This window comes from Parabacteroides sp. merdae-related_45_40 (assembly GCF_001915675.1).
Genome location: NZ_MNQY01000031.1, coordinates 15276 through 31984 on the forward strand (window position 1 = coordinate 15276; position 16709 = coordinate 31984).

Annotated in this window: 7 protein-coding genes; 5 read left to right on the forward strand and 2 right to left on the reverse strand. The window is 47.3% G+C overall.

The genetic code is table 11. The features are described 5' to 3' along the window. Positions 1–4 precede the first annotated feature (4 nt). Together BHV83_RS01710 and BHV83_RS01715 are read left to right on the forward strand one after the other, a co-directional pair. Positions 5–3271 (forward strand): efflux RND transporter permease subunit, encoded by a 3267-nt coding sequence (locus BHV83_RS01710; RefSeq protein WP_286755700.1) that lies wholly within the window; start codon positions 5–7, stop codon positions 3269–3271. Positions 3272–3678: 407 nt separating this feature from the next. Next, positions 3679–5427 carry an O-antigen ligase family protein gene (locus BHV83_RS01715; RefSeq protein WP_229032887.1) on the forward strand — a complete coding sequence of 583 codons (1749 nt, stop codon included), beginning with the start codon at positions 3679–3681 and terminating at the stop codon, positions 5425–5427. Positions 5428–5503: 76 nt separating this feature from the next. On the opposite strand, the gene BHV83_RS01720 is transcribed toward BHV83_RS01715, so the two are convergent. Next, positions 5504–7333, reverse strand: coding sequence for a heparinase II/III domain-containing protein (locus BHV83_RS01720; protein ID WP_119216298.1), 1830 nt, complete (start codon positions 7331–7333; stop codon positions 5504–5506). A 378-nt stretch (positions 7334–7711) separates the two neighbouring features. On the opposite strand from BHV83_RS01720, the gene carB reads away from it, so the two are divergent. The 3 genes from carB to BHV83_RS01735 all read left to right on the forward strand — a co-directional run bounded on the left by carB (position 7712) and on the right by BHV83_RS01735 (position 14637). Continuing rightward, a complete protein-coding gene (gene carB / locus BHV83_RS01725; protein ID WP_005646775.1) occupies positions 7712–10930 on the forward strand; it encodes a carbamoyl-phosphate synthase (glutamine-hydrolyzing) large subunit in 3219 nt (1072 codons plus the stop codon). A 77-nt stretch (positions 10931–11007) separates the two neighbouring features. Then, complete coding sequence (locus BHV83_RS01730) at positions 11008–13065, forward strand: transcriptional regulator (RefSeq protein WP_286755712.1); 2058 nt, start codon at positions 11008–11010, stop codon at positions 13063–13065. Positions 13066–13260: 195 nt separating this feature from the next. Next, positions 13261–14637, forward strand: a complete 1377-nt coding sequence (locus BHV83_RS01735; protein ID WP_122122322.1) for an NAD(P)/FAD-dependent oxidoreductase — start codon at positions 13261–13263, stop codon at positions 14635–14637. Positions 14638–14730: 93 nt separating this feature from the next. Here the strand turns inward: BHV83_RS01735 and BHV83_RS01740 are convergent, their stop codons facing one another. Next, the gene (locus BHV83_RS01740; protein WP_046452525.1) at positions 14731–15894 is read right to left on the reverse strand and encodes a 6-bladed beta-propeller; all 1164 of its coding nucleotides are present in this window, start codon (positions 15892–15894) and stop codon (positions 14731–14733) included. Between the last annotated feature and the right edge of the window lie 815 nt (positions 15895–16709).

A 16709-nucleotide genomic window follows, 5' to 3' on the forward strand; every position in this document is an offset into this window, starting at 1 on the left:
AATAATGAGTGCATCTCCTAAAATATCCTCTTTCACCATCATCGTCACCTTCCTTTGCGTGGCGCTGGCAGGGATTGCCTTTATACCGCTGCTGCCGATCAAGCTGTCGCCGTCACGCACGCTGCCACAGTTGACTATCAGCTATAACATGCCGGGCAATTCGGCACGCGTGATAGAGATGGAAGTGACCTCGCGGCTCGAAGCGATGTTGGCACGCATCAAGGGGATCAAGGAGATCAATTCCACTTCCGGCAACGGATGGGGATATGTCACGCTCGAGCTGGACAAGCATACCAATATCGATGCCGCCCGTTTCGAAGCGTCTACCATCATCCGACAGACATGGCCCAGCCTACCGGACGGACTGAGCTATCCAGTCCTGGAAATGAGCCGGCCGGACGACAAGGAAGTACGGCCTTTCATGAGCTACACACTGAATGCGGCAGCCACACCCATATTCATACAACGCTTTGCCGAAGACCAGATAAAACCTCGCCTAAGCGGGATTCCCGGCATCTACCGCATCGATGTCAGCGGTGCCACCCCGATGGAATGGCGACTGGAATATGATAGCCGTCAGCTGGCAACGTTAGGTATCAGCATCCCGGATATACAGAAAGCGATCAGCCAGTATTATCAAAAAGAATTCTTAGGAACCGGAAACGTGGAAACCCAGTTGGCGACTTCGTGCAAAGAAGGACAAAGTAGCCAGTGGATACGTCTCGCTTTGGTTCCTGAAAACGAAACAGACGGATTCAACCCATCGCTTATAACCGTCCTGAACAAAGACGGCAAGCTGATCCGCCTGGACCAACTGCTAAAAGTCACCCGTCAGGAAGAGGCTCCACAGAGTTATTACCGTATCAACGGCTTGAATTCCATCTATCTGTCCATCCGCGCCGAGGAGACGGCGAACCAGCTGGAACTTGCCAAACGGGTAAGAGCCGAAATGGAATATATCCGTACCTTGCTTCCACCCGGTTATGAAATACATACCAGCTATGACGCGACCGAATTCATTCAGGACGAACTGAACAAGATTTATGTCCGTACGGGGCTCACCGTCCTGATCCTACTGATGTTTGTCTTGCTGATCACACGCGAGATAAAATATCTGTTACTGATCATCATCAGCCTTTCGATCAACCTCAGTATTGCTGTCATCCTTTATTATCTGTCAGGACTGGAAATGCAGCTTTATTCGTTGGCAGGCGTCACAATCTCACTCAGCCTGGTGATCGACAACACGATCGTCATGACGGAACATATCCGGAACCGACATAACCGAAAGGCAATCCTATCCATATTGGCAGCCACTTTGACAACGATAGGTGCACTGGTCATTATCTTTTTCTTAGATGAAAAGATACGCCTCAATCTGCAGGATTTTGCGGCTGTCGTCATCATCAATTTAGGAGTCTCCCTATTGATCGCGCTTTTCCTGGTTCCCGCCCTGATCGATAAGATGAACCTGGAATGGAAAAAAAGCGGAAAAAAGAACATATCCAGAGAAGAGACCAGGTATACATGGAAAAGCCGGATCAGAAAAAGAACGAACCGCTTTCTCAAACGTTTCCCTGTCTACTACAACCGGTACTATCAATGTCAGATCGATTTCCTTTGCGGATGGAAGAAATTGGCATGTTTCATTTTACTGTTAGCATTCGGCATCCCGGTTTTCCTGTTACCGGAAAAAATCGAATACGACACGAAAGACAAAAAGAAGGTCTACACGGCAACAGACACCCTACTAATCGATACATATAATAAATTCGCCTCCAACGAGACGTACAAGGAGAAGATCAAACCCATCGTCGATAAGGCGTTGGGCGGGACCCTACGCCTGTTCGTACAAAAAGTTTATGAAGGAAGTTACTTCACCCGCAACGAAGAAACGGTCCTGTCTGTCAGCGCATCGCTCCCGAACGGGACGACCTTGCCACAAATGAATACCTTGATGAGCCGGATGGAAGCCTATCTCAGCACCTTCAAAGAAATACGACAGTTCCAAACAAACGTCTACAGCGCACGCCAGGCCGGTATCCGCATCTATTTTACGAAAGAGAGTGAACGGAGTGGTTTCCCGTACACATTGAAAAGCAAAATCATCAGCAAAGCTCTTGAATTGGGGGGGGGAAGCTGGCAAGTCTACGGTTTGCAGGACCAGGGATTCAGCAACGATGTGCGCGAAGGAGCCGGTTCTTTCCGTATCGTGATGTATGGTTACAACTACGACGAGCTGTACGAATGGGCCGAACAGCTGAAAGCCAAGTTGCTCACCCACCGCCGCATCAAGGAAGTGCTGATCAATTCAGAGTTCTCGTGGTGGAAAGACGATTACCAGGAGTTCTACTTCAACCTCAACAAAGCCCGGCTGACCCAGGAGGACATACAGCCGATCGACCTGTTCGCCTCCATCAATCCCGTTTTCGGAAAGGACATTTATACCGGGACGATCGTCGTCAACGAAGAGACAGAGAAACTGAAACTCTCCTCCCGCCAGTCACAGGAATACGATGTGTGGAGCATGCAGTATGTTCCACAAACTATTGACGGCAAGCCCTACAAGTTAGCAGAACTTGCAAGTGTCGAAAAAGGACAGATGCCGCAGAAGGTTTGCAAAGTAAACCAACAATACCGCCTCTGTCTGCAATACGAATATATCGGGGCTTCCAATCAGGGAAATAAGATACAGGAACGCGACCTGAAGGAAATCAATGCCATACTGCCGATGGGTTATACCGCCAAGTCGGAAAGCGCTTACTGGTATTGGGACAAAAAGGACAATAAACAATATCTTCTGTTATTGCTGATCATCGTCATTATCTTCTTTACCACCAGTATCCTGTTCAATTCGCAGAAACAGCCGTTGGCCGTTATCTTTGTAATACCGATCTCTTACATTGGCGTATTCCTCACGTTCTATTGGTTCAAATTGAATTTCGACCAAGGAGGATTTGCCTCCTTCGTCCTGTTGTGCGGCATAACCGTTAACGCAAGCATCTACATTTTGAATGAATACAACCAAATCCGGCAACGCAAACCGTTGATGTCGCCCTACAAGGCATATCTGAAAGCCTGGAATGCTAAGATCACGCCCATTTTCCTCACAGTCGTTTCGACCATCTTAGGCTTCATCCCATTCATGTTAGGTCCGGATAAGGAAGCGTTTTGGTTCCCGCTGGCCGCCGGCACCATCGGCGGGCTTGCCATGTCTATATTAGGAATCTTCCTCTATTTACCTCTTTTCACATTAAAAAAACAACCCTAACCTTAACTTTCCCCTTTCAAATAAGGATTACCGTTTATCATCAAAATATTTTGTATGCCAGCCGTTTGCATATTGTCAACAAAATGTCAACTCTAACATTCACCCTCCAATAAAGCATAATATACTTTTGCGACCTCTTTAGACCTGTTCAAATCTTTCCTCCCAAAAGGAAAACACACTGGCTTCTCTTTCTGTTTAAATAGGGTATACTTGCATCGGTCCATTTCTTTGCCATCCATTTGGCAATGCCTGACAGATAAGTTGTGAGAAGGTCTCTGCCTCTCAACCCACAGAAAGCAGAGTTTTTTCACATTTTAATAAATATAATTATGAATAATTTTTTTAGTTATCTAAGATTACTTTTACTCGCAACGAGTGGAATGTTACTATTGTGTATAATCTTCGCCATGAATCCGGAATTAGCAGACGGCACGCTGTCCGGAAAAATTTGCTGGTTTCATTTCACATCTCTATTGTTAGCCGGTGGGGTTCTACTTATGGAATTCACAACAAAGAAAAGCCGTTTTATCTTTTCATTACCGGATGCCTTATTATTACTTCTGTTCGGTATCGTATTGGTTTCTTACGACAAAGACGAGAATCTTCAGCCGGAACGTTTCCTTTTCATCGCTCAGCTGGTTGCTCTCTGGTTTATGCTCAGAGGTGCTTTACAGGCGCATCAGGAATTACGACCGTTTTTCATTACGATCATCATATTTACCGGAATCGTTCCGGCCATCTGGGGGATCAGCCATACCATCAATCCTGCTCCCATCACCCATCCTGTCTTCAGGCTGCTTGAAACATCGCTGAAACCAGAGCCTTTCTATGGCTATATCGCAGTCATTTTTCCAGTCTGTCTGAACACATTACTCCGTTTTAAGAATTGCGACAAGATCGCTTTGTGGAAATCCCGTACTTTCCTGTTCTATTTCTCCATTCTCGGATCTACTTTGATTATCACCACCTTAATATTCAAAACAGACCAACCCGTATGGCTTGCAGCCCTCCTTTCCGGAATCTGGGTTTGCTGGATGAGGCTGATCGGATGGAAACAGACGAAAGAAGCCATACAGAACCACATCCAGCTGTTTGCCATCTCTTCGATTATCCTGTTTGTTGCGATCACGGCAGTCATTTTGGTCGGGAATATCCAAAAAGCCCAGGCCGGAGATCGCCGGCTTTTGATCTGGAATATCACGACCCAGGCTATCATGGAACATCCGGTAACCGGCATAGGTATAGGCGGCTTTCCAGCTACATACGCAAAGGAACAATCTGCCTATTTCGAAACCGATACCGCTTCTTCCAAAGAAAAACAAACCGCAACCTGTCCCCAGTATGCATACAACGAATATCTGCAAATAGGACTTGAGTTAGGTATTACGGGGTTGCTGTTCTTTATCTTCTGGCTCGCATTTTCCCTTTATTATGGGATCAGACACAGACAGATTGGGGCATCCGGCGGAATTCTGGCACTCGGAATCTTCGCCCTTTATTCCTATCCGCTCCAACTCCCGACCTACTGGGTTCTGCTCTTATTCCTGACCGCCATATGTGTGACCAATCCGAAGCATAACAAGCAGCGAGCACAGAGGAGTATCCCGTATATCAGTGCCATCGCCGCCATTCTTACCTACATTCTTTTCTACGGACAGAAAGATACCTACTATACCTATAGGGAATGGAAGACGCTTCAGGAATTATATCATAATCAGGAGTACGAACAAGCAGCCAGCCGGTATGCCGGTCTGTTTGTCCAGTTATACCACCGAACAGATTTTCTATATGAGGGAGCAGAATGTTTCTATAAGACCGGACAGCACGATATTGCCATCAAATGGTTGGACAGGGCATTAAAACTAAGTGCAGCCCCCGAACTATACTATGCAATTGCAAAAAACGAAAAGGCGATCAAGCAATACCAGAAAGCGGAAAGTTACCTGCTGGAAATCAGCCGGATTTTACCGGAACAGGGATATACCTACTTCCTACTCGCCAAATTGTATACAAACCCCTCTTTTTTACATCCGGACAAATTCCATAAAGCAGCCAAGAGGTTTCTCGCCTTCCAGCCCAGTACACAAAACAACATAACGAAGGAAATGAAAGAGGAAATACTGCAAATCATCAGGAACTGGAATTTCGGCAAATAACAAATAGAAATTGAAGCATACCGATATGCCCATTCAACGGTATTGTCGTACCCCGGCATATCGGTACATTCATGTATTATTCCACAACCGGAACCAGCCGCACTTTCAATGTTTCCTTCCGACCGGCTTTCACATCAACATCAAAAACAATCCGGACAGAACCGGGATTCGGAGCATCGTAGCTATGCGACGGAACATTATCGACCACAGAGAAGGCGGCAGCCGAAGGACTGTCGATAATCACATGTAATTTCTTACCTTCTTTCGTCAATTCTATCGTGTGGGAATCGAGCAGCTTAGGAGTGGCGGAGGTGACCATCGTCCACCGGACAGAAGCTGGTTGGCCGGCAGCCTGCACCTGATCCGTTACCTGCAAATACTGTTCCTTCACAAGCACAACCTCGCGTGTCGCTTTCTTCAGATTACTACCGAACAAAGAAGTCATATCCAAGCTGGCTCCCAACCGTGCATCTTTCGTATAAGTAGCGAGAATCGGAACCGCTCCTTTTACCTGATGCTTTTCTCCGTTTACCGTCAACGTATTATGCACAAAGTTATTATAGCGGAAGACATCCCAACGTTGCCCGTCCTGATCACCGTTCCACAGTCGTACGCCTTCCTTTTCCAGAGAATAATACTCCTGCATACCCAAATCCTGTGCCCAACGTACTCCCTGAGCTTCGAACACAAATGATCCGGCATCCATATGAGCATGGTTGGCCGAAGCCGTTCCTCCTTTTATCCCGACATAAAAACCTTCACCCTTATCCCATCCGGTACGGATCAGAGCTACAGGCACTTTTCCATGTCCGGTCCAGATTTTCGAGACAGGAGGCGTCACTTCCTTCATATCGAAGCGGGAACCATAGATCAAGATAATCGGCAGGAAACGCTCTTCTTCCGCAGTAAAATGCGTATCCTCGCGTGTCAGGAATATTTTTTCGTTCCAGAGCAAGGAAGGATCGCCTAATTTGGATGCATACCAGAACATGGCCGGAAAAGATTGAGTCGTTTCGCGTGCATCACTGAAATTGAAGGCAAGACCGGTCGTTCCCGCCATATACTGCATGAACCGGGCCGAAGACATAAAGCCCTCCACCGCACTCAGTCCTCCATCCGAACCGAGAGCCGATTCCAAAGCGGCGATTAGCATCACATTGAAACTCGTCCCATATCCCCAATAATTATACCCTTCCGGATAGTTGCCGTCAGGCGCGTACACTTTCATCGACAGAGGAACAGACGACATAGCCCGTTCAATAACAGCAGCCGCTTCTTTGCTGTCCGAATCCAAAAGGGCAAGGGCTCCATATACCAGCCCGGTATTGCAAACCTGGTTCCAGTTGTTTTCTGCTTTCAGGAACCAGTTATATTGTTTGTCGTTCGACGGAGCAAAACCTTTCTGAAGAATCGATTCACGTACCACTCTCCTTGTTTCCGGAGACAGCTTATCGAACAGCCAGTCATAACCGATCGCAACCGCCATCGTCATCTCGCCGACATCCAAGAAATGAGACGGGTTCCAGTCGCCGAAAGAGCAGACGGACACCATCTCCTGCTCGGCACGCAAGCGGTATTTATCTTCGCCGGTCATCCGGTATACAAACGAAAGGTCAAAAATACGTTTCAAAGCCTCACGGGAAACGGCCAACAGACGACGTCCCTCTTTCTTATATGTTAACGTCGGACAGACCAACAGCCGGTCGGCTTCTCCGACAATCTGCTTATAGACGCGCTGCATTTCGGGGTTATCTTTCAGGCTTTCTCGTATCTGCTGCTCCTCACCCTGCTTCATCAATAAGCGGGGATGGCCACTCACTCGGTTATAATCAAAAGTCTGGGCAACAAGACGGGTGCCGGCACATAAAAGGAGACAAATAAAAATGAGATAAAGTGTCTTATTCATAATATCAGAATTATTTGAATGATTGATGGGGATAAAGATAGGAAAATAAAATTATCTTCCGGACATTTCGGTCAACTTGAAAAGTATTTTTCAGAAAGAGGGCACCAACATCTCTTGCATGTTTGAAATATAAGCCTTATCTTTGCCGAAATTTTGAAGATAGAGTTTCATGACACAGAAAGCACATAAGGATAATCCAGCGTACTTTTCCGGTTATATGTCGGACAATGAAGCTCATTTTTTTATTTTAAAGGATTATCATTTGGTTATATAGGATGCGTTAGTTATTTTTACTAACGCATTTTTTTTGCACCTTGTGATCTCGTAAGGCAATTATAACATTCTATAAAATCAATAAATTAAACAACCCAAATTACTATGTCGAAAAGTGGTATCAAAAAGGTGATTGTTCTGGGCTCGGGTGCCCTGAAGATCGGACAAGCCGGAGAATTTGACTACTCTGGTTCACAAGCACTGAAGGCGCTGAAAGAAGAAGGAATCAGCACCGTATTGCTCAATCCGAACATTGCAACCATTCAAACATCAGAAGGGGTAGCCGACAAGGTGTATTTCCTGCCGATCACTCCTTACTTTGTTGAAGAAGTGATCAAAAAAGAACAACCGGACGGTATCCTGCTGGCTTTTGGCGGACAGACTGCCCTGAACTGCGGAACCGAACTGTATACCAGCGGAACACTGGCCAAATATGGTGTAAAGGTACTGGGAACTTCGGTCGAAGCGATCATGTACACGGAAGACCGCGACCTGTTTGTAAAGAAACTTGACGAGATAGCAGTAAAAACTCCGGTTAGCCACGCTGTCGGAAACCTGGAAGATGCCGTGAAGGCAGCCTACGAGATCGGCTTCCCGGTCATGATCCGTTCCGCATACGCATTGGGCGGTATGGGTAGCGGTATCTGCAAAGACGAGGCAGAACTGCGTACGCTGGCAGAAAGCGCTTTCGCCTATTCTCCCCAGGTATTGGTGGAAGAATCGTTGAAAGGCTGGAAGGAAATTGAATTTGAAGTAATCCGCGATAAGAACGACCACTGCTTTACGGTTGTAAGCATGGAAAATGTAGACCCGTTAGGCGTACATACGGGCGAAAGTATCGTTGTCGCTCCTACCTGTTCACTGACAGACAAAGAACTGGACCTATTGAAAGAACTTTCAATCAAGACGATCCGCCATTTAGGTATCGTCGGCGAATGTAACATCCAGTACGCATTCAACTCCGATACTTGCGATTACCGTGTGATCGAAGTAAACGCCCGCCTAAGCCGTTCTTCCGCACTTGCATCCAAAGCGAGCGGTTATCCGCTGGCATTCGTGGCTGCCAAGCTGGCATTAGGTTACAGCCTTGACGAAATCGGTGAGATGGGAACTCCCAACTCCGCTTACAAAGCACCAGAAGTAGATTACATGATCGTAAAGATCCCGCGTTGGGACCTGACTAAGTTTGTCGGTGTAAGCCGCCAGATCGGTTCGAGCATGAAATCTGTCGGCGAGATTATGTCGATCGGCAAGAGCTTCGAGGAAATCATGCAGAAAGGTCTGCGTATGATCGGACAGGGCATGCACGGTTTCGTCGGCAACAACGACGTGGAATTCGATAACCTGGACGACGCGCTGGCCAACCCGACCGACCTCCGTATCTTCGCCGTGGCCAAAGCGCTTGAAAAAGGCTACACGGTAGACCGCATCCACGAACTGTCCAAGATCACTCCGTGGTTCCTGGAAAAACTGAAAAACATCGTAGACTATACGAAAGTATTGTCTGCTTACGATAAGATCGAAGACCTGCCTGAAGATGTGCTGAAGGAAGCAAAACGCCTGGGATTCTCCGACTTCCAGATTGCTCGTTATGTTGAAAACCCGGAAGGCAACATGGAAAAGGAAAATATCCGCGTGCGCAACCTGCGTAAGAAATTAGGTATCCTGCCGAGTGTAAAACGCATCAATACGATCGCATCGGAACATCCCGAACTGACGAACTACCTGTATATGACATACGACGGCAGCCAGCACGATATCTCTTACTATCCGAACGACAAGAGCGTCGTGATTCTGGGATCGGGCGCTTACCGCATCGGTTCTTCCGTTGAGTTCGACTGGTGTTCGGTGAATGCCGCACAGACAGCCCGCAAGTTAGGCTATAAATCCATCATGATCAACTATAACCCGGAAACGGTTTCCACCGATTATGACATGTGCGACCGTCTGTACTTCGACGAGCTTTCGTTCGAACGCGTACTCGATGTCATGGACTTAGAACTGCCGAAGGGCGTAATCGTCTCCGTAGGTGGACAGATACCGAACAACCTGGCCATGAAACTGTACCGCCAGAACGTACCTGTATTGGGTACTTCACCACTGTCGATCGACCGTGCCGAAAACCGTCACAAATTCTCCGCAATGCTGGATACGTTAGGTATCGACCAGCCACGTTGGGCCGAGTTGACCAGCATGGAAGAGATCGACGCCTTTATCGCAAAGGTCGGTTTCCCAATCCTGATCCGTCCGTCTTACGTGCTTTCCGGCGCAGCCATGAACGTATGCCACAGTAAGGAGCAGATGATCGAATTCCTAAACTTGGCAGCCAAGGTTTCCAAAGAATATCCGGTAGTTGTTTCCGAATTCCTGCAAGGGGCGAAAGAGATAGAATTCGACGCGGTAGCCATGAATGGCGAAGTGGTCGAGTACGCCATCTCCGAACATATCGAGTTTGCCGGTGTCCATTCCGGTGACGCGACATTGGTATTCCCGGCACAGAAGATCTACTTCGAAACAGCCCGCCGTATCAAGAAGGTCAGCAAAATGATCGCCAAAGAGTTGAACATCAGCGGACCGTTCAACATCCAGTTCCTAGCCAAGAACAACGATGTGAAGGTTATCGAATGTAACCTGCGTGCATCCCGCAGTTTCCCGTTCGTATCAAAAGTCCTGAAACGCAACTTTATCGAAACGGCAACCCGCATCATGCTTGACGCTCCTTACACCAAACCGGACAAGAGTGCATTCGACATCGACTGGATCGGTGTGAAGGCTTCGCAGTTCTCATTCGCCCGTCTGCATAAGGCCGACCCTGTACTGGGCGTAGATATGAGCTCTACAGGTGAAGTAGGCTGCATCGGCGACGACTTCAACGAAGCATTGCTTTCTGCCATGATCGCTGTCGGAAATAGAATCCCGCAGAAGAACGTACTGGTTTCTTCCGGTGCCGCCAAGAGCAAGGCTGAACTGCTGGAACCGTGCCATATGCTGGCAGCCAAAGGTTACAACATCTACGGAACGGCTGGAACGGCTAAATTCTTGAATGAAAACGGCATCTCTGCGACAGCAGTTTGCTGGCCGGACGAACAGGGCGACCTGAACATCATGGATATGTTCAGCAAGCACGTGTTCGAACTGGTTGTCAACATTCCGAAAGACCACAGCAAGCGCGAGCTGACCAATGGCTATAAGATCCGTCGTGCAGCGATCGATCACAACATTCCATTGATCACCAACGCCCGCTTGGCAAGTGCTTTCATCAGCGCTTTCTGTAATATGGACGAAAAAGACATCCAGATTAAGAGCTGGCAGGAATACAAGTAAATAGGAATTTCATTATATTTGTAACCTCATTCAGGCACGGAAGTATTGGACTTCCGTGCCTATATTCATTTAGACTTATGTACAGACTGCTGACCATTCTCATTTCTTTTCTGTTCACGGCACATGCCATGCGCGCGTCAGTAGCCATTCCTTATGTATTTGTAAAAAACTATACGGTCGACGATTATAAAGCGAGCTGCCAGAACTGGGGCTTTTCGCTGACACCCGACGGTATGCTGTATGTCGCCAACAATTCCGGCCTGCTTGCTTTCGACGGCAACACATGGAAACTATATTCGCTGCCGGGACAGGAAGAGGTGACCGGCGTAACGAACTACAACGACACGATCTACACCCGCAACGAGACGATGTTGGGAAGCTGGACATACGACAAAGACGGAATCCTCCGCTACCACCCGTTGGACACGGTCCCGCCAGAAATCCGCTTCACTCCACCCCCTGTTGAAATACCTTTTACTTTACCGAAAGAAATACAGGATGCACAGCCGAGTGCCTTCGCTACCAACGGAACGCTCTTTTTCATCGGAACCCTCACACAAGGATTATATATCACAGACTCCGACGGTACGATCCTGCAACACCTGTCTTTACAGAACCAACTACAAGACAATATCGTCCGCTTTATCTGCGTACAGGACAACCGGCAAATCTGGGTGGCGCTCGACAACGGATTATCACAAATCTCTTTCGATCCTCCGATCACTTTGTTAGGAAAAAGAAGCGAGATCGGCAAACTGGTGAATGCCGGACTAGATGGCGAAGAGTTGTATATCCAAACCAACCTCGGCTATTTCAAGCGCTCATTGGGAGCCACAAGCCCTTTCATCGCCGTAAGCAAAGCCGAAGCGCAACCTTGCTTTAGGATCGAAAAAGGCCCCGCTCCGACCGTTAAGAAATTATTTAGGGACACGGAAGTAGTGGGCGTATTTGCCGATGCCGAACATGTTTATCCGGCCGGTGACAACCTCTACTGGCTTTCCATCGAAAACGAAGCCGGACTGTTTCACGTAGCGGACGGCATCGGAACATTGAAATGCCGCCTGCTCTTCGACAATTACAATATGAACCTCGTGACGAGAGGCAAACGGATCATCCCTTTGAACGACTCCCTGGTCTTGGTCTCTGCCATGCAAGGAACTTTATTGGTCAATATCCGGGAACTGATCGGCAATAGCCTGGGCAGCACTCCCCTGAAAGTTTCGGGACTCGAATACGTCGATGCTTCCGGTATCCATCACTTGCCGATCAACACGCAACGCATTTCTCTCCCGCACAACTTCCAGGAGTTCAATGTCTGGGCAGGCACCACGATATTCACCTCCAACCACCAGATCAGCTACAAGATCGAAGGCGTATCTTCAGACTGGTCAGCCTGGCAACACGACGGGAAAATCACTTTCCTGCAATTGCCGGAAGGGAGGTATGAATTGAAAGTCCGCAAATACGTCATCAAGGGTCCCTATCCCGAACTCACACTGCCCATCGAAGTCCGCCCTCCCTGGTATAATACCGTATGGGCATGGCTGGTCTATATCACACTCGTCTGGTTTCTCGTACAGGCCGTGCTCCGCTACAACCTGAAGAACCTGCATAAGGAAGAACAGGAAAAAGCCGAAGCCGAACGGCAAGCCGAGCAACAGCAGATGCAGGTCATAAAAAACCGGATGCTCGAAGCCGAACTGCAAAACAAGAACAACGAACTGACACTTCAGACAACAGCCCTCGTCAAACGCAACCAGGCCATCCAAAGCCTGTTGGAAGAACTGGAAAAACAAAAAGAAACGCTAGGCGAACGTTATCCGAACAAACTCTACATCCGCATGAAGACTCTGATGGAAGAGACTTTGAACAACCAGGCGGACTGGGTACTGTTCGAAAGCTATTTCAACAGCACGCACCAAAATTTCATGGACCGCCTCAGACAGCGATACAGCGATCTCACGACAGGCGATCTTCGCATCTGTTGCTTGCTCCGCATGAATCTCTCCACAAAGGAAATAGCATCCCTCATGAACGTATCCGTACGGGCAATAGAGCTGCGCCGATACCGTCTAAGGAAGCGTTTGGAGCTGGAAGGAGATACGAATCTCGTCGATTTCCTAATGAATTTCTGAAAATATTTTCTCAGATTTTCACATCTTATATACTATTACATATCAGATAATTAAATGCATCATAAAAAGACATGAGAAAGTAATGTTGTAGTATTTCTTTCTACTCAAAGCACTTGCGCAAGCCATGTAGTAGTCCTTTCTTTGTACGCTCCTGCGGATTATCCTTTCTTTGCGATCAAAATCTAATTTTCATACATGATGAAACACGAACTGGAAGATCAATTAAAGGCGTTCGAGAAGAAAGGTATCGACCGCCGCCACTTTTTCAAACTGATGGCAATGGCCGGTTTACTGACTGCTGCAAGTACCCAAAAGGCAAAAGCATTTTCAAGCAAAGCCAAAGGTAAAATTGTAATTATCGGCGGAGGTGCTGCCGGTATCAGTATGGCTGCCCGTTTAAAGAGTTGGCTGGACAAGCCGGATATCACTTTGATCGATCCCAGTGACCGTCAGTTTTATCAGCCGGGTTTCACCTTAATCGCATCGGGTGTATATCAACCGGATGACGTCTGGAGAAAGCAGGAGGACTGCATACCCAGTGACATCAAATGGATTAAAGATTCTGTTGCTGCCGTCGATCCCGTATGGAATCAGGTAACGACCAAAAATAACGGAAAGATCGCCTACGACTTCCTGGTCCTGACTCCCGGAATCCAAATCAACTGGGAAAAGGTAGAAGGTATCACGCAAGCGACACTTGGACAAGGGAACGCCCACAGCATCTATGATTTCGAAGGTGCACAAAAGACTTGGAAAGCCATACAGGAATTCTCCAAGACGGGTGGACGTGGAATCTACACTGATACTTATACCAAGCACAAATGCGGAGGTGCTCCCAAGAAAATCTGCTTGTTGACAGAACACTATACCCGCAAACAGGGTACACGCGAAACGGTGGATCTGAATTTTTACACAGCATCCAAAGAGCTGTATGATGTCCCGTTTTTCACTCCCCGCTTGTTGGAAATCTACAAAGAGCGTAACATTCCTATCAACCTGAATGTACGAGTGAAAGGTGTGGATACGGCTGCCAAACAGGTTCATTTCGAGAAGATCGAAACAGTGGGCGATCAGAAAGTCTACACTCCGTTTGTAGAAGATTATGATTTTCTGCATTTCACGCCGCCGATGTCGGCCCCCGATTTTGTAAGAGAAGCCGGACTGGGCTGGACGGAAGGTAAACTGGCTGCCGATGCCTGGGTTATGGTAGACAAAGAGACACTGGTACACAAAACATATCCGAATATCGTTTCCCTAGGAGACGTAGCCGGAATCCCGACCAGCAAAACATCCGCTGCAATCCGCAAGCAAGTGCCGATCGCAGCCAAGAACCTGATCTCGCTGATGGAAGGCAAAGAACCGGCAGAGAAATACGACGGATATGCCGCCTGCCCGATCGTGACGGACTACGGACATGTTCTCTTGTGTGAGTTCAACTATAAGAAAGAGGCGCAAAACTCGTTCCCGTTCACGTTGCTGGACACATCGAAAGAGCAATGGGCCGCATGGCTGTTGAAGGTTTATTTCCTGAAACCCATGTATTTCTACGGAATGTTGAACGGCTGGGCATGATAACTTAAAACAACTCCCTATAATAAAAATGCCAAACTGAAAATCCCCCGGCTCGCTTGTAAGAGTACGGGGGGATTTTATTTCCTTCCGGTTCTATCTCTTATGCTTGACCAACATCAACACGGGATTCGACTCTTCGTCCAAACCGGCCGCAATCTCTTTCAACCCGCCTTTCAACTCACCTTTCCCGTAGGCCTCGACCAACCGGTCGGCAGAAAGAATCTCATAGGCGGCCACTTCCTCGTTTCCGAGACGGGATATCAAGTCCACCCTTTTCCGGGTCGTATAATTAGCATTGAGCACTATCGGCTTGAATACAGCCTTTTCACGGCTGTCGTACATCAAGTCCGTAGTCGGGAAACCCCTTCCTTTTTCAAAATTAAACTCTTTTCCAATGGTTTGCATGAAACAATAACGACCAGTGTTCACCCCCATCGTAAGGAACATATCCGGATTTTCCGCCGGCTTTTTTACGATGAACGGGATTAATTTGTCTTTTCCGGGAATATAGCGATACACCGTATCGGAAGAGGTATCGGCAAGCAGCCAGTTTCCCTGGTCAGGCGTGATAGAGCGAACGGAAGCGACAGCAACCATATCCCCCTTTTGAACAAACGGAGCCTTGATAATGTCAAAAGGAAGCGGAATTGCCCGGGTGACACTTCCGTCCTGCTTCGATATGAGTGCATGGTAAAACTCCTTATCCCTTTTCTGCCCGTCCTTATAAGAAGCAGACATATCGTAGCAGATCAGATTGTCGGCGTCATAATCGAACACATCCAGATACTGCGCGCCCTCGGCATGCTGGAAACTCCGCTTGAAATTCCCTTGCAAGTCATAGACGAATATCTTCTTGTTCGAAGCACTATTGACAAACATCTCGTCTTTTTCCTCATCCAGGATGATCCCGTTGATAAAAGCATACTCCTCGGCTCCCTGTCCCTTCCGATTGATTTTCCTGACCGCCTTGCCTGTCTTTCTGTCAAAAACGAAGATATTGCCATCGTTGAGCAGATTCGTCACCAGCACGAACCGCTTTCCTATCGCCTTGACACTGCCTTGGGTGATAAACTCGTCGTTCGTTTCCAACGGGATGTATTCCACATCCAAAAAGTCTTGAACAACCCATTCCTTTTCCGGATAATCGGCTTTTACATCAAGAGTCATAAGTGCCTCGACCGTTTCCTGCTGCTTACAGCCGAACATTCCCATGAGAGATAAGAGGGTAAGCGTCCCAATCGTTATTCTTTTTTTCATTGCAAATTGAAATTATATTTCATTATTCATTTGTTGGTGACACTTTGCACCGCTACTTCCTTCCTTTTGTCTTGATTGCATGCCACGACAAGAATCAAAACGACAAGGAAGGTTCCATATTGAACTATCTTATTCAGACTCAATCACAATCTATACGCACAAATGTAATCATTAATTGTGGAATATGGTCTGACACATACTTCTTTTATCAACGACTTCATTACAAAAAACGAATACCTGATGGACCTTAACTGTACCTGTGTTTTAACAATTACCGCCACTCCGATTTCACCAAGGCAAACAAACGGTGCAGTCAATGTCTCAATATAAACCATTCATTGCAAGCAGATTACAGAGGTTTTTCGTTCATTGCGTTTCAATCCTACATCTTAGAATAAATATATTAATAATATATATATATATAAACTCATTTCCTTGTGCCCTTTTAAACCGGCATAGAAAAAGACACGACAGGAACGAGAAAAATCCCTTCTTTCGCATCCGGAAGTCCGGTCTTTTACCTCCCGAACTTCTTGGTTTGACACGTCAAAGTCCCTTGTTTCGTACACAGAAGTCCCTTGTTTCAAGGCTCACCTTGATATTGCACGATCATCCTCACCTGCAGCTCCGGGTTTGCCCCCCATCCAGCTGGACAACCGTTATCAGCTGATGCCGACATCGAATCCGGACCGTAAAGGGCCGTCTATACCTGCTACCCGTAACGCCTGACGTCGAATTCATTCCTCCTCCTCATCCCCATCGCTTCATTGCCCTATAAAGATAAGCAATAAATGCTGATATTCAAAATATAATGA

Excerpts from the sequence above, each read along its gene's own strand:
- BHV83_RS01720 (WP_119216298.1), bottom strand. The coding sequence starts at position 7,333 with ATGAATAAGACACTTTATCTCATTTTTATTTGTCTCCTTTTATGTGCC.
- BHV83_RS01735 (WP_122122322.1), top strand. The coding sequence starts at position 13,261 with ATGATGAAACACGAACTGGAAGATCAATTAAAGGCGTTCGAGAAGAAA.
- BHV83_RS01740 (WP_046452525.1), bottom strand. The coding sequence starts at position 15,894 with ATGAAAAAAAGAATAACGATTGGGACGCTTACCCTCTTATCTCTCATG.
- BHV83_RS01710 (WP_286755700.1), top strand. The coding sequence starts at position 5 with ATGAGTGCATCTCCTAAAATATCCTCTTTCACCATCATCGTCACCTTC.
- BHV83_RS01715 (WP_229032887.1), top strand. The coding sequence starts at position 3,679 with ATGAATCCGGAATTAGCAGACGGCACGCTGTCCGGAAAAATTTGCTGG.
- BHV83_RS01730 (WP_286755712.1), top strand. The coding sequence starts at position 11,008 with ATGTACAGACTGCTGACCATTCTCATTTCTTTTCTGTTCACGGCACAT.
- carB (WP_005646775.1), top strand. The coding sequence starts at position 7,712 with ATGTCGAAAAGTGGTATCAAAAAGGTGATTGTTCTGGGCTCGGGTGCC.